This is a genomic window from Pseudomonas sp. RW409, assembly GCF_003184125.1.
GTDB classification, from domain to species: Bacteria; Pseudomonadota; Gammaproteobacteria; order Pseudomonadales; family Pseudomonadaceae; genus Aquipseudomonas; species Aquipseudomonas chlororaphis_I.
The window spans coordinates 27,526-41,668 of record NZ_QHHP01000007.1 but is presented as its reverse complement, the minus strand read 5'-3'; the positions used below and the strand labels follow the sequence as shown (position 1 = coordinate 41,668).

Genomic DNA, 14,143 nt, shown 5'->3' with positions numbered 1-14,143 from the left:
AGGTCAGCGTTGCACGCACTATCGCTATCGCGGGCAAGCCTCGCTCCTACAAAGGGCGCGGGGGCTGTCAGGCCGCGCTGGCGGCGAATTTTTCGTAGTAGAAATTGGCCGGGGCAATGCCCTGGTCGCGGATGAACTGGCTGACCGCCTCGACCATCGGTGGCGGGCCGCACAGGTACACGTCCACATCGCCGTCGTTCAGGTGCTGGGGCTCGATATGCTGGGTCACGTAGCCCTTGAGCGGGTGGCGGCTCTCGGGATTGGCCACGCAGGCGCTGAAGCTGAAGTTGGGGATGCGCGCGGCGAAGGCTTCCAGGCGATCCATTTCCACCAGGTCGAAGTCGTTGGTCACCCCGTAGATCAGGTGCAGCGGATGCTCGCTGCCCTGCTCGGCGATTTTCTCCAGCATCGCGGTGAACGGCGCCAGCCCGGTGCCCCCGGCCAGCAGCAACAGCGGCCGGCGGATGTCCCGCAGGTAGAAGCTGCCCAAGGGTCCGGCCAGGCTCATGCGGTCGCCGGCTTTCGCCAGGCCGGTGAGGAAGCTGCTCATCAAGCCGCCCGGCACGTTGCGGATCAGGAAGCTGACCTCGCCGTCGCGCTGCAGCGAGCTGAAGGAATAGGCGCGGGTCTGCTCGCTGCCGGGCACGCCGAGGTTGACGTACTGCCCCGGCAGAAACGCCAGCTTGCTCAGGGCCTCGCCCTTGATCGACAGGGCGATGGTGCTGTCGGACAGCTGGCGCACCGCGCTGATGGTGGCGTCGAAGGTGGCCTGGGCCGTGCGGCAGACTTGCGACGAAGCCGGCACCCGCACCACGCAGTCGCTCAAGGCGCGCATCTGGCAGGTCAGCACGAAGCCCTGCTCGGCTTCATCCGCGGTCAGCGCGTCGTCGATGTACTCCTCGCCGAGGTCGTAACGCCCGGCTTCGGCAAAACACTTGCAGGTGCCACAGGCGCCGTCGCGGCAGTCCAGGGGGATGTTGATGCCCTGGCGGTAGGCGGCATCGGCCACGGTTTCGCCAGCGTTGGCGGCGACGAAACGGGTCACCCCGTCTTCGAAATTGAGTGCGATTTGATGAGTCATGGCAGTCGCCTCAGAGGTGGTAGACATCGACGACCTGACGAACGTAATCGTTCTTCAGGATGACTTTCTTGGCCCTGATCAGCGGGTTCTCGCCCCGCACATCGAGGGTGTAGAAGCTGGTGCCGAAGTAGCTGTCGACGGTCTTGTAGCGAAAGCTCAGGGTGTGCCAGTTGAAACGCACCTTGCACAGGCCGTCGGCCTGTTCCAGCACCTCGATGTTGCTCAGGTTGTGCGAGGTACGGGTGTCGGGAATGCTCGCGCTGGAGCGCTCGGTCTTGATCCGGAACACCCGGTCTTCCAGGCCGCAGCGGCTGCCGTACCAGATCAGCGAGATTTCCCGCTGCGGGTCTTCGGTGAGCTGGTCGTTGTCGTCCCAGGACGGCATCCAGAAGGTCGCGTCGGCGGCGTAGAGCTCCAGCCAGCTGTCCCAGTCCTTGTCGTCCAGGTAGCGCGCTTCGCGGTAGAGAAAGTCGCGCACGGTGTCATGGGAAATGCTCATCACACAGCCTCCACGGCAATGGTTCGCGCGGCTTGGGCGGCAAGCGCCTCGAGCATGGTTTGCTGCCAGTACTTGTGCTGCATCACGAACAGGCCTTCGTCTTCGGTGCGCACGCCGCTGAGGATCGGTTGCAGGTCGATTTCTTTGGCCGCGTCGTCCGCGCCCTCGACCCAGTGTTCGGCGCCGCGGGACATGTCGTTCCAGGCACTGTTGCTGCCCTGGTAGCCCATCTGGCAGGAACGGAATTCCTCCAGGTCGTCCGGGGTGGCCATGCCGCTGACGTTGAAGAAGTCCTCGTACTGGCGGATGCGCATGGCCCGGGCTTCGTCGCTTTCGCCCTTGGGCGCGATGCAGTAGATGGTGATCTCGGTGCGGTCCACCGAGATCGGCCGGGCGATGCGGATCTGCGAGCTGAACTGGTCCATCAGGTAGACGTTGGGGTACAGGCACAGGTTGCGCGAGTTCTCGATCATCCAGTCGGCGCGGGCTTGGCCGAAGTCTCGGGCCAACTCGTCGCGGCGCTCGTAGAGCGGACGGTCCTCGGGGTTGGACCAGCGGGTCCAGAGCAGCATGTGGCCCTTGTCGAAGGAGTAGAAACCACCGCCCTGCTTGGCCCAACTGCCGGCGCTCATGGTCTTGATCTCTTCGCCGGCTTCGCGCTGCTTGCGCTGGCTCTGGGTGGCCGCGTAGTTCCAGTGCACTGAGCTGACGTGGTAGCCGTCGGCGCCGTTTTCCGCGGTGAGTTTCCAGTTGCCTTCGTAAATGTAGCTCGAGGAACCGCGCAGCACTTCCAGGCCATCGGCGGACTGGTCGACGATCATGTCGATGATCTTCGCCGACTCGCCCAGGTGCTCCACCAGGGGCAGCACGTCAGGGTTGAGGCTGCCGAACAGGAAGCCGCGATAAGACTCGAAGCGCGCGACCCTGGTCAGGTCATGGGAGCCTTCGCAGTTGAAGCTCGACGGGTAACCTGCGGCGGCCGGGTCCTTGACCTTGAGCAGCTTGCCGGAGTTGTTGAAGGTCCAGCCGTGGAATGGACAGGTGTAGGACGACTTGTTGCCGGTCTTGTGCCGGCAGAGCATGGCGCCGCGGTGGCTGCAGGCATTGAGGAAGGCATTGAGTTCGCCGTCCTTGTTGCGCGCGATGAAGACCGACTGCCGGCCCATGGTGGTGGTGTAGTAGTCGTTGTTGTTGGGGATCTGGCTCTCGTGGGCGAGGTACAGCCAGTTGCCCTCGAAGATGTGCTGCATTTCCAGGTCGAACAGCCGGGGGTCGGTGAACATCTCCCGCTTGCAGCGGTAGACGCCCCGGTCACGGTCTTCTTCAAGCAGGGAGTGAAGGTATTCGGGTCGCAGGGTCATGGCCGCCGCCTCCGTTGTTTTTATTCAGGCAAGGCTCATGCTAGGGCGGGGTGTGCGGGGGCAATATCCGTTGTGTGCAGACCACTATCCGTTTTCTGCAGAGTTTTGTAGGGCAAGTCCTACATGGGCAGCGGCTACGGATAACGCGGTGAGTACGGCTTCTGTAGGAGCCAGGCTTGCCGGCGATGGTGGGCGACGCGGTGAGTCTGGAAGGACGCCATCGCGAGCAATCGAGCATCGACCGGCTGCGCCTACAGAAGCAGAAGCGAAAGCCGGATCAAGTCCGGCGCCTGAGGGTGTCGGACGGCAATTCGCCGAACTGTTTGCGGTAGCTTTCCGAGAAGCGTCCCAGGTGCAGGAAGCCGAAGTCCATGGCCAGTTCGGTGATGTTGCGTACGTTGCAGCTGGGGTCGCGCAGGCAGGCGTGGATCCGCTCGAGTTTCTTCTGGCGAATGTAGCGCATGGGCGTGCTGCGGGCGTTGCGCTCGAACAGCGCATAGAGCGACCGCAGGCTCATCTGCGCCTGCTGCGCCAGCTCCTCGCAGCCGATGTCCTGCTTGAGATTACGCTCGATGTAATCGGCAATCGTCTCGAAGGTCGCCGACGACGAACCCAGGCCCGCGCGCCGGATGTTGGTCTTCATCAGGCTGAGCATCTTGCTCGCGACGATCTGCGCGTAATGCTCCTGCACCCGCGGGATGCAATCGACGGCTTCGGCTTCGCGGCAGACCACGCCCAACAGGTTGATAAAACCTTCCAGCTCATCCAGCTGGTAGCGGTTGCCCACGAAGCGCACCCCCTGCCCCGGATACAGCCAGCGCTGCTCCTGGCACACCGACTCCAGCAGGCGGGTGGGCACCTTGATGATGAATTTCTCGCAATCGTCGGAATAGGTCAGGTCCACCGGATCGTCGGGGTTGATCAGCAGCAGCTCGCCCGGGGCGAAGTAATGTTCCTGGCGATGGCCGCGCCACAGGCAGTGGCCGCGCAGCAGCACTTGCAGGTGGTAGATGGTTTCCAGCGCCGGCGAGGTGACGCGCACGCTGCCGCCGTAGCTGATCGAGCACAGGTCGAGGCTGGCGAACTGCCGATGATTGAGGCTGGCCTGGGGACTGCCGGCCTTGGGCAAACGGATGCAGTGGCTGCCCACATGCTGGTTGACATAACCGGACACGGCATAGGGATCGGCCTGGGCGAATACCCTGCTGCGCTCACTCAACAGATGCGTTTCCATAAGCGGGTCACTCCCAGTTCTAATTATTGGGATTGTTATTATCGGGCGGTGATCGTTCGTCACCGCTGGCACATCACGCAAAACATCGACCACGGTTCACAATGGCAAAAACCACGGGACAACCGTCAAGTCATCCCGTGGCCCCGATTCGGGATCTGCCGCGATGTCAGTCCTCCAGCGCTCGTACCCGCTCCAGGCGCTGCTGCTCCTCGGGCTGGGCCGACGGCTGCAGGGTGAAGTCGAAGTCGATCTCGGCAAAACGCCCGCTGACCCCGTGCTGCGCCGCACGCTGCTGATCGTCGCTGAAAGTGATCTTGGCGATCAGCTCGTCGCGGGTGGCGTAGGCGAAATCGTCGTGCAGGTATTCATCGCCATCGAGGTTGATCTGGGTGGTCAGGTGACGGTGGTCGTCGGCCGAGATGAAAAAGTGGATATGCGCCGGACGCTGGCCGTGGCGGCCCAACTGGTCGAGCAACTGCTGGGTCGGACCGTCCGGTGGGCAGCCGTAACCCGACGGCACGATGCTGCGGAAACGGTAGCGGCCTTCGGCATCGGTGACGATGCGCCGACGCAGGTTGAACTCCGACTGGGTGGTGTCGAAGTAGGAGTAGGTACCACCGGTGTTGGCGTGCCAGACATCGACAATGGCCCCGGCCAGCGGTTCGCCGGCGGTGTTGCGCACCTGGCCCTGCATGAACAGCACCACGCCCGGATCGACGCCATCGTCGAGGCGCGCTTCACCCTGGCTCAGCGGCGCACCGGCCACGTACAGCGGGCCTTCGATGGTGCGCGGGGTGCCGCCGGTCTTGCCGGCCTGCTCGTCGGCGGCGTCCATCAGCAGGTCCAGGTAGTGTTCCAGGCCCAGGCCGGCCACCAGCAGCCCGGCTTCCTGGCGCGCGCCGAGCACGTTGAGGTAGTTGACCGCCTTCCAGAACTCTTCCGGGGTCACCTCGAGGTCTTCGATGATGTTCACCGTGTCACGCAGGATGCGGTACACCAGGGCCTTGGTACGCGGGTTGCCCTGGTCGTTGAACTGGCCGCTGACTTCTTCGAGAAATTTCTGGGCGCTGGCAGTGTGGGAAATTCGGACGTTCATGGTTATTCCTCATCTTGTATTTATTAGAGTGTGCAGCGGGCTGGCGAGGGCTCAGCGGTCATCCGCATGAATGGACGAAGGATGCCTGCACAGCGCATTCACTTCGATAGCCATGTACGGGTACAGCGGCAGTTGCATCAGCAGGTCGTGCAGTTCCTGCACGCTGTCGACGTCGAACACGCTGTAGTTGGCATACAGGCCGGCGATGCGCCACAGGTGCCGCCACTTGCCCTGCTCCTGCAGGCGCTGGGCCAGGGCCTTTTCGTCGGCCTTGAGCTGGGCGGCGCGCTCGGGGTTCATGTCGACCGGCAGGTTCACGGTCATTTTGACGTGGAACAGCATGGTGCACTCCTTAAGACGTGATGAATGGCAGTTCAGGCTTTGTCGCGACGGAAGAACGCCAGGCGCTCCTCGTCCAGGCTCAGGCCGAGGCCTGGCGCTTGGGATACGTGCAACTGGAAATCGCGGTACAGCGGCGGCTCGGCGAGGATGTCCTCGGTCAGCAGCAGCGGGCCGAACAGTTCGGTGTCCCAGCTCAAGGTATTGAGGGTCAGGAAGGCATGGGCCGACGCGAGGGTGCCGATGCCGCCTTCGAGCATGGTGCCGCCGTACAGGCCGATGCCCGCCGCCTCGGCGATCGCCGCGGTGCGCAATACCGCGCGCGGGCCGCCGTTCTTGGCGATCTTCAGGGCGAACACCGAGGCCGCGCCTTCGCGGGCCAGGTTGAAGGCATCTTCCACGCATTCGATGGATTCGTCGGCCATGATCGGCGCCGGGCTGATGGCGTTGAGGCGCACCATGCCGGCGCGGTTGTTGCGCGAAATCGGCTGTTCGATCAGGTCGATGCCGTTGCCGCCCAGGATGCGGCAGGCGCGCACCGCCACCGCTTCGTCCCACGCCTGGTTGACGTCGACCCGCACGCTGGCGCGATCGCCCAGGGCCTTCTTGATCGCGATCACATGGGCCAGGTCGCGGTCCACCTCGCCGGCGCCGATCTTCAGCTTGAAGATGCGGTGGCGACGCAGGTCGAGCATCTTTTGCGCTTCGGCGATGTCCTTGGCGGTGTCGCCGCTGGCCAGGGTCCAGGCCACTGGCAAGGCATCGCGCACCCGGCCGCCGAGCAGCTCGCTGACCGGCAGCCCCAGGCGCTTGCCCTGGGCGTCGAGCAAGGCGCTTTCGATACCGGATTTGGCGAAGGTATTGCCGCGGATGCTGCGCTCCAGGCGCTGCATGGCGGCATTGATATTGGCGCCGTCCTGGCCGAGCAGCAGCGGCGTGAAGAAGCGGTCGATATTGGTCTTGATGCTGTCCGGGCTTTCATTGCCATAGGCCAGGCCGCCGATGGTGGTGGCCTCGCCCAGGCCTTCGATACCGTCGGCGCAGCGCAGGCGGATCAGCACCAGGGTCTGGTTCTGCATGGTGTGCATCGCCAGCTTGTGCGGGCGGATGGTTGGCAGATCGACGATGATTGTTTCGATCGATTCAATGGCACTCGAAAGCATTTCCATACCCATCAGGTTCTTGAAGTTATGGACCCGATTCTCGTACGGCTTTTTCCGGGGTTCCAATATAGAATTGGTCTGGATCGATACCTTGAAGGTATCCAACCGTTGCCTGCGGAGGCCTTATGGAACTGCGTCATCTGCGTTACTTCCAGGTGCTGGGCCAGACCCTCAACTTCACCAAGGCCGCCGAGCGCCTGCACATCGCCCAGCCGCCCCTGAGCCGGCAGATCCAGCAACTGGAAGAGGAACTCGGGGTATTGCTGCTGGAGCGCGGCCGGCCGTTGCGCCTGACCGAAGCCGGGCGCTTCTTCTATGAGCATTCCAGCGCGCTGCTGGAGCAACTGGCCAAAGTCTGCGACAACACCCGGCGCATCGGCCACGGCGAAAAGACCTGGCTCGGCATCGGCTTCGCTCCCTCGACCCTGTATGGCCTGCTGCCGGAACTGATCCGCCGCCTGCGCAGCCACGAGACCCTGGCCCTGGAACTGGGGCTGTCGGAAATGACCACCCTGCAACAGGTGGAAGCGCTCAAGGCCGGACGCATCGACATCGGCTTCGGGCGGATCCGCATCGACGATCCGGCCATCGTGCAGAAGGTACAGACCGAGGATCGCCTGGTGGCCGCCCTGCCCGCCGGGCATCCGCTGATCGGCCAGCCGGTGAGCCTGGCGCAGCTGGCCGACGAGCCTTTTGTGCTCTACCCCGGTAACCCGCGTCCGAGCTACGCCGACCATGTGATCGCGCTGTTCAACACCCACGGCCTGAATATCCGCATCGTGCAGTGGACCAATGAACTGCAGACCGCCATCGGCCTAGTGGGTGCCGGCATCGGCATCACCCTGGTGCCGGCTTCGGTGCAATTGCTGCACCGCGATGACATCGGCTTCAGCCCGCTACTGGAAGCCAACGCCACCTCGCCGATCATCATCAGTCGGCGGGTCGGCGATGTCTCCGCGGGGCTCAATCACTGCCTGCGCATGATCGACGAACTGCGCGCCGAACACCCCGACGCCTGACGCCTCGCGCGCAACCGACTCGCGGTTGCGCCCACCTCCCCTTGCCGCAAAAAAGCACGCCTGCAGAAAAGGGATACAGGTCTGCACGCAACGGATAGTGCCCGCGCCACACCCGCCCCTAGCCTGCGCGGCAGTGAACTGCTTTCCATAACAATAAGAGTAAAAGCAATGAAACCTGCAAAGACCCTCGCCGTGCTGGGCGCCAGCGCGGTGTGCCTGAGCGCGCCCCAGCCGCTGCTGGCCGAAGAAGGCGGTTTTATCAAGGACGCCACCGCCACCCTCCAGGCCCGCAACTACTTCTTCAGCCGCGACTATTCGGATATCCGCGGCACCGAGCAGTCCATGGCCCAGGAATGGGCCCAGGGTTTTATCCTCAACTTCAAGTCCGGCTACACCCCCGGCCCCCTCGGCGTGGGCCTGGATGCCATCGGCACCCTGGGGCTCAAGCTCGACAGCGGCAAGGGCCGGGTCAACAGCGGCCTGCTGCCGGTGCAGGAGGACGGCGAAGCCGCCGACAACTACAGCCGCCTCGGCCTGGCGCTGAAACTGCGCCTGGCGAAAAGCGAACTGCGCATCGGCGAACTGCAACCCAACCTGCCAGTGCTGAGCTTCAGCGATATCCGCCTGCTGCCGCCGTCCTACCAGGGCGCGAGCATCGTCTCCAACGACATCGACGGCCTGACCCTGCAAGGCGGCCGCCTGCGCTCCACCAGCCTGCGCAACGAGTCCGGCGACGGCAAACTGCAAGCCATGCTCGGCCACGTGCCGAAACGCGCGGTCAGCAGCGACGCCTTCAACTACTTTGGTGCCGACTACGCCTTCAACGACAAACGCACCAGCCTCAGCGCCTGGTACGGCCAGCTGGAGGACATCTACCACCAGCGCTTCCTCGGCCTGAAACACAGCCAGCCGCTGAGCAACTGGATACTCGGCGCCAACCTCGGCTACTACAACAGCGAAGAGGACGGCAAACAGCTGCTCGGCGCCATCGACAACCAGGCCTTCTTCTCCCTGCTGTCGGCCAAACGTGGCGGCCATACTTTTTATGTCGGCTACCAGGGCATGTTCGGCGACAGCGCCTTCCCCCGGGTCTTCGCCAACATCACCCCACTGGGCAACGAAGTGCCAACTTACGAGTTCGCCTACACCGACGAACGCTCCTGGCAACTGCGCTACGACTACGACTTCGCCGCCAGCGGCCTGCCCGGCCTGACCAGCACCGTGCGTTATATCCGCGGCGACAACGTCGACACCGGCAAGGGCTTTGAGGGCAAGGACTGGGAGCGCGACCTGGATATCGGCTACGTGATCCAGTCCGGGCCGTTGGGCGGGCTGGGGATCAAGGTGCGCAATGTGGTGGCGAGGTCGAATTACCGGACCGATATCAATGAGAACCGGTTGTTGCTGAGTTATAGCTGGAAGTTGTTTTAAGGCAGGGCAGCGAGCGCGATATTGGATATCGCGCTCGGCCAGCTCTTTACCCATCATTGTGTAATGTACGGGTCCTGCGTCTTGATAAAATTGTCAAACGCCTTGGAGTTATAGATATCGAGACAGGCATAAAACACGACTTTCCTATCCGTATATTTGCTACTGGCTTGGGTTTTTTCATACATGAAAAATACAAAATCCGTCGTTGCATCATAAGGATTATGCAGAGTCTCCAGGGTGTCTTCATTCTGAAGAATGCTGTGCATACCACTCCCCATGAAGGAATAGGCGCCAATAGCCGACTCGATATCGCTCTTCACATCGGACTCATCTTTAAACTGATTAACGATGCAATAGCCAAGACCATAATTCTTCAACGACTGCCGGGCCGCTGCAACATCAATCCCAGCGTAAGCGACGCTACCCATATTGCCTGCGGTCAAAAGCAATACCGCTAAAATCCGTTTCATCCTTTCAACTCCCAATAATTGGTCTTTACCAGTGACGCCGTGAAGTTTTCATAGGCATGACTGTCCAGACGTTGGTAGTCAGAACCGTCACTGGTCTCTTTTCCACTCCAAAGAACGACGTGTCCCCTGGCATCATTCCAACCAGAAACCTCGACAATGATTAATCCCTTTTTCCCGGATATATCCTCATCCTCACCGGGAGCCATAACCAGATCCGGGTTCCCCCAATTAAACTCCAGGAAATCGATCATGTCATTGACCCGTAGAATGTAGGGCATCCCATCGTCCCCACGCACCCTATAAATGGCCTTATTCTTAATGATCGTACCTCGCGGAACCCTGTAACCTCCATTATTGAAAGCCCTGCTCATTCTAAGAGCGCAAGCGTTTGCATAATCAATAGGCTTTTGCCTTCTCAATGCAGCAGCCTCACCTCCAACGAGCTCATATACAGCCCCCGCTTCTCTATATCCTACCTCAGCATAGGCGGCCCACAAGTCACTGAAACGTGGCCTTTTGATCGTAACCGTAGAGGACACCTCTCCCGAGTTCACAACTATCCTGGTCATTACATTTCACCTTCCATGTCAATTCGGTCACGGGCGAAAGCCTCAAAAATAACAGCGACACCATCCTCTCCAACTACTGCCGACAAAGTTCGCTCGGTATCGCCGTTTAAATTCACAGTCACTATCTCGCCGACTGCATACCCTGAAGTTTCTACATGAATATTCAAGTCAACATAAAATCGCGAAACCGCATCAAGCGGTACCCGCTCACTTCCATATGAAAAAGAAATGCTTCTGATCAACCTCGGCTTTTTCAGAACCTCGGCAATGGCCATAAAGCCGGCACTATTATGCTCAGCCCCACCATACACAGAGGACTGTGCAGAAATTAAAGTATTGACAAGAGGTGGGCAGCCACAGGCAACGTAGTCACCTTCCAAAGCGACCAATCCAGCAGGCAAGGTAATCGTTCTGGGTCCCACGGCTACTATAGGCCCTTTGCCTTTACTACAAGCAGAGCAGCTTGCGATATGTCCTACTGACGCCGTACTGACCGAACCATCAATATCAATACCTACGTTACCTTCCAGTACACGCCCTCCAGTCGATGTTGGCGCTCCAAGCCCGATCATTTTCCGCCCCATATAAATCTCCTTTACTTACAAAAAAATCGCGTTCAAACCAAAACGGCAATCTCTTCATAAATAATTTATTCGGGACAAATCAATCGGAACAATCTTAAAGCCACCCAGGATATATCCAGAGCAACCATCTGTTATCAGCATACTCTTGGTATAACGTTGCTCTTCAATATCCAAACAGCAAACTCACAACAAAGGCCATGATTAAAAATACGGATAGTCTTCCCGCCAAATGGAGAAAAGGAATTCAGATCCATGAATGTAAATAAACATCAGCCGCTCTATATCTGGCGCTAACTTTTCATCCTGATAGAACTCACGCACCTGATTTGGTACGTGTCGGTCCCAAGAGTAGACATTCACTTATTCGAAACAGGATATTGGTGCCAGTAGTATCTAGGCCAGATCCGATAAAGCTTCCCCCCTGGCAACTCACTTCAAGAACGAGGATCCACCCATGATCGACTTCAACAACAAAGGCTTCTTCAAACTCAAGCAAAACGACGAATACGCCGAGCGGGTCAGCGCCCTGCTGCTGGAAGGCGAGCAGGTGATCGATGCCTATAAAGCCATGCGCGACGGCGTGGTGTTTACCAACAAGCGCATCATCGCGGTCAACGTGCAGGGCATCACTGGCAGTAAAAAGGACTTCACCTCCCTGCCCTACAAAAACATCGTCGCTTACTCGGTGGAAACCTCCGGCACTTTCGACCTGGACTCCGAACTGGAGATCTACTTTTCGTCGCTGGGCAGGGTGAAGTTCGAATTCACCGGCAAGACCTCGATGGTGGAAATCTCCAAGTACATCTCCAAGCATCTGCTGGGCTAGGACGACCCGTCGTCAATCGGCGCTCAGCCCCCACAACACCTCCAGCACATGCTGGGTCGAGCGCTCCACCTCGCCGTCCCGATGGGCAATGCCCAACTGGCGCCACAACGGCGGCTGCAACGGGCGCATGGCGATCCGCGTGTCGGGCAGCGGCGTGGCGGCTTCGTGGGGCAACAAGGTGGCGCCATAACCGGCGGCCACCAGGCTCTTGATCGCGTCGTTGTAGTTGAGCTGAATGCGCGCCGTGGGCTGCTGCCCGCCCAGGGCGAACCACTCCGAGGTCAGGCGCGACAGCCGGGTGCTGTGGTCGTTGAGGATCAGGGGCTGGGCCGCCAGCCACTGCGGGGTCACCGGGTCGGGGCATTGCCAGCGGGCCGGCAGGAAGGCCATGACCGGGTCCTTGCGCCAGGGCTCGATGCGCAAGCCCTTGACCGGGATTTGCGGCAAGGCCACCAGGCCGATATCCAGCGAACCTTCGGCGAGCTTCTTCAAGCTCTCCTGGGAGGTCAGCACCGCCACCTGCAGGTCGATGCCCGGGTGCCGCTGGCCGAGGGTTTCCAGGGCCTGGGGCAGCAACTGGGCAATAGCGCCGGTGGACGCCCCCAGGCGCACTCGCCCGGCCAGGCCCAGGACCTGGCGCTGCACATCCTCCAGCGCTTGTTCGGCATCGGCCAACAAGCGCCGCGCGCGCTCCACCAGGGTTTCGCCAATGGCTGACGGTTGCACCCGCCCGCGGGTGCGCGACAACAGCGAGCCGCCCACCCGCGCCTCCAGGTCGGCGATATGCAGGCTGACCGTAGGCGGCGCCAGGTTCAGCGCGCGGGCCGCTTCGGCAAAGGAGCCAAGGTCGACAATCGCCACCAGGGTGCGCAACCGGTCGAGGCTGATTTCGCGCATGGCTCGCTCCAGATTCAGAAAAACTGAAGCTTAGCGTTATTAAATTCAACTTTCTCTATTTCAGCTGCAGCCGGAAGATTTGCCCAACTTTTCCCGCTTGCGAGCACACAGCATGAGCACACCCCTCGTATTTATCGACGGCGACCAGGGCACCACCGGGTTGCAGATCCACCAGCGCCTGCGCGGCCGCAACGACCTGCACCTGCTGACCCTCGCCGCCAACCAGCGCAAAGACCCGCAACGCCGCGCCGAAGCCATCAACGCCTGCGACATCGCCCTGCTCTGCCTGCCTGACGATGCCGCCCGCGACGCCGTCGCCAGCATCCGCAACCCGGCCGTGCGGGTGATCGACGCCAGCTCGACGCACCGCACCCACCCCCACTGGACCTACGGTTTCGCGCAAATGCATCCGCAACAGGCACAACGCATCGCCAGCGCCAAACGGGTGAGCAACCCCGGCTGCTACCCCACCGGCGCCATCGGCCTGCTGCGCCCCTTGCTGCAAGCCGGGCTGCTGCCGCAGGACTACCCGATCAGCATCAACGCCATCTCCGGCTACTCCGGCGGCGGCCGCGCCGCGGTCGAAGCCCACGAAGGGCCAAATGCGTCCAAAGCCGCCCCTTTTCAGATCTACGGCCTGGGCCTGGCTCACAAACATGTGCCGGAGATCCAGCAACACAGCGGCCTGAGCGAACGGCCGCTGTTCGTCCCCGCCTACGGTGCGTTTCGCCAGGGCATCGTGCTGACCATTCCCCTGCAATTGCGCCTGCTTGCCCCGGGTGTCGATGCCGCCCGTATCCATGCCTGTCTGGAGCAGCATTACGCCGGGAGCGGTTGTGTGCAGGTGATGTCGCTTCGGCACGCACAAGAACTCACGGGCCTTGATCCGCAGGCGCTGAACGACACAGATGGTATGCGCTTGATGGTGTTCGAGGGTGAGGGTCAGGTGCTGCTGGCAGCGGTGTTCGACAACCTGGGCAAAGGCGCCGCCGGGGCGGCGGTGGAGAATCTGGATTTGATGCTGGCCGCGATGGGCTGAAGGGATTGCCTGCGCGTTGCAACTGGCCAGACGTAGCCTGGTTTCATGCTGCCTTTGGTGCCTGATAAAAAAGCCCCACCGGCTGAGGTGGGGCTTTCAGCGTGCTGATGATCCTTCTGAGCCCCTGCCGAAAGGGCTATCGAACCCAGCGCTGGCCAGTTTTCCCGGCGCGACGCTCAAGCGATCGCCTTGGTCATTTGTCGTCCTTCTTCGTCGACGACTGCGAAGAGTATTCGCGGCTCTCTTCAGCGTTGGGCGCTTCAGGCAGGCTGCCCGGCGTGAACATATGGGTCTGCAAGTCGCTGGCCTCGATATCGACGACGCCATGCACCGCACGGGTCAGGCTGACGGCCTGCTCACACTGCTTATGGGTGATGAGCCGACCACTCAAGGTGACGATACCCGCATGGGTTTTGACATTGATATGCAGGCCGCGGGTCGGTTCGGCAAAGGCCAGGGCCGACTTCACCTTGGTGGTGATCCAGGCATCGTGAACGGCCATTTCCAGACCATGGGAGTAATGCTGGAAGGAATG

At 61.1% G+C, this 14,143-nt stretch carries 16 protein-coding genes; 4 read left to right on the top strand and 12 right to left on the bottom strand.

The window, feature by feature from the left end; all coding sequences use genetic code 11:
- Positions 1-67: 67 nt before the first annotated feature.
- The 7 genes from benC to DK261_RS07430 all read right to left on the bottom strand — a co-directional run bounded on the left by benC (position 68) and on the right by DK261_RS07430 (position 6,773).
- The gene (gene benC, locus DK261_RS07460) at positions 68-1,081 is read right to left on the bottom strand and encodes a benzoate 1,2-dioxygenase electron transfer component BenC (RefSeq protein WP_110175506.1); all 1,014 of its coding nucleotides are present in this window, start codon (positions 1,079-1,081) and stop codon (positions 68-70) included.
- 10 nt (positions 1,082-1,091) lie between these two features.
- Positions 1,092-1,580, bottom strand: coding sequence for a benzoate 1,2-dioxygenase small subunit (benB, locus tag DK261_RS07455; protein WP_110175505.1), 489 nt, complete (start codon positions 1,578-1,580; stop codon positions 1,092-1,094).
- Entirely contained in the window at positions 1,580-2,941 is a 1,362-nt protein-coding gene (gene benA, locus DK261_RS07450) for a benzoate 1,2-dioxygenase large subunit (protein WP_110175504.1), read from the bottom strand. The genes benB and benA overlap by 1 nt, the downstream gene beginning before the upstream one ends.
- 277 nt (positions 2,942-3,218) lie before the next feature.
- A complete protein-coding gene (locus tag DK261_RS07445; RefSeq protein WP_110175503.1) occupies positions 3,219-4,175 on the bottom strand; it encodes an AraC family transcriptional regulator in 957 nt (318 codons plus the stop codon).
- A 166-nt stretch (positions 4,176-4,341) separates the two neighbouring features.
- The gene (catA, locus tag DK261_RS07440) at positions 4,342-5,271 is read right to left on the bottom strand and encodes a catechol 1,2-dioxygenase (protein WP_009049930.1); all 930 of its coding nucleotides are present in this window, start codon (positions 5,269-5,271) and stop codon (positions 4,342-4,344) included.
- Positions 5,272-5,322: 51 nt separating this feature from the next.
- Entirely contained in the window at positions 5,323-5,613 is a 291-nt protein-coding gene (catC, locus tag DK261_RS07435) for a muconolactone Delta-isomerase (protein ID WP_009044734.1), read from the bottom strand.
- 32 nt (positions 5,614-5,645) lie between these two features.
- Complete coding sequence (locus tag DK261_RS07430; protein ID WP_177411706.1) at positions 5,646-6,773, bottom strand: muconate cycloisomerase family protein; 1,128 nt, start codon at positions 6,771-6,773, stop codon at positions 5,646-5,648.
- A gap of 125 nt (positions 6,774-6,898) precedes the next feature.
- Here DK261_RS07430 and DK261_RS07425 point away from each other — a divergent pair, with 125 nt between their 5' ends.
- Together DK261_RS07425 and DK261_RS07420 are read left to right on the top strand one after the other, a co-directional pair.
- Complete coding sequence (locus DK261_RS07425; protein WP_041988244.1) at positions 6,899-7,792, top strand: LysR family transcriptional regulator; 894 nt, start codon at positions 6,899-6,901, stop codon at positions 7,790-7,792.
- Positions 7,793-7,960: 168 nt separating this feature from the next.
- Positions 7,961-9,223, top strand: coding sequence for an OprD family porin (locus tag DK261_RS07420; protein ID WP_110175502.1), 1,263 nt, complete (start codon positions 7,961-7,963; stop codon positions 9,221-9,223).
- A gap of 53 nt (positions 9,224-9,276) precedes the next feature.
- Here the strand turns inward: DK261_RS07420 and DK261_RS07415 are convergent, their stop codons facing one another.
- The 3 genes from DK261_RS07415 to DK261_RS07405 are packed head-to-tail and all read right to left on the bottom strand — an operon-like array spanning position 9,277 to position 10,846.
- A complete protein-coding gene (locus DK261_RS07415; protein ID WP_110175501.1) occupies positions 9,277-9,693 on the bottom strand; it encodes a hypothetical protein in 417 nt (138 codons plus the stop codon).
- Positions 9,690-10,262, bottom strand: coding sequence for a T6SS effector amidase Tae4 family protein (locus DK261_RS07410; RefSeq protein ID WP_041988247.1), 573 nt, complete (start codon positions 10,260-10,262; stop codon positions 9,690-9,692). The genes DK261_RS07415 and DK261_RS07410 overlap by 4 nt, the downstream gene beginning before the upstream one ends.
- On the bottom strand, positions 10,262-10,846 hold the full coding sequence (locus DK261_RS07405) for a PAAR domain-containing protein (RefSeq protein ID WP_110175500.1): 585 nt from the start codon (positions 10,844-10,846) through the stop codon (positions 10,262-10,264). Before DK261_RS07405 ends, DK261_RS07410 begins: the two co-directional genes overlap by 1 nt.
- 454 nt (positions 10,847-11,300) lie before the next feature.
- Between DK261_RS07405 and DK261_RS07400 the strand changes: the two genes are divergently transcribed.
- Positions 11,301-11,672 carry a PH domain-containing protein gene (locus DK261_RS07400; protein ID WP_110175499.1) on the top strand — a complete coding sequence of 124 codons (372 nt, stop codon included), beginning with the start codon at positions 11,301-11,303 and terminating at the stop codon, positions 11,670-11,672.
- A gap of 12 nt (positions 11,673-11,684) precedes the next feature.
- On the opposite strand, the gene DK261_RS07395 is transcribed toward DK261_RS07400, so the two are convergent.
- Positions 11,685-12,569 (bottom strand): LysR family transcriptional regulator, encoded by an 885-nt coding sequence (locus DK261_RS07395; RefSeq protein WP_110175498.1) that lies wholly within the window; start codon positions 12,567-12,569, stop codon positions 11,685-11,687.
- Positions 12,570-12,681: 112 nt separating this feature from the next.
- On the opposite strand from DK261_RS07395, the gene argC reads away from it, so the two are divergent.
- On the top strand, positions 12,682-13,608 hold the full coding sequence (gene argC, locus DK261_RS07390; RefSeq protein ID WP_110175497.1) for an N-acetyl-gamma-glutamyl-phosphate reductase: 927 nt from the start codon (positions 12,682-12,684) through the stop codon (positions 13,606-13,608).
- Between the two features lie 193 nt (positions 13,609-13,801).
- Here argC and DK261_RS07385 read toward each other — a convergent pair.
- The coding region (locus DK261_RS07385; RefSeq protein WP_110175574.1) for a BON domain-containing protein at positions 13,802-14,143 on the bottom strand (342 nt) is incomplete at its 5' end.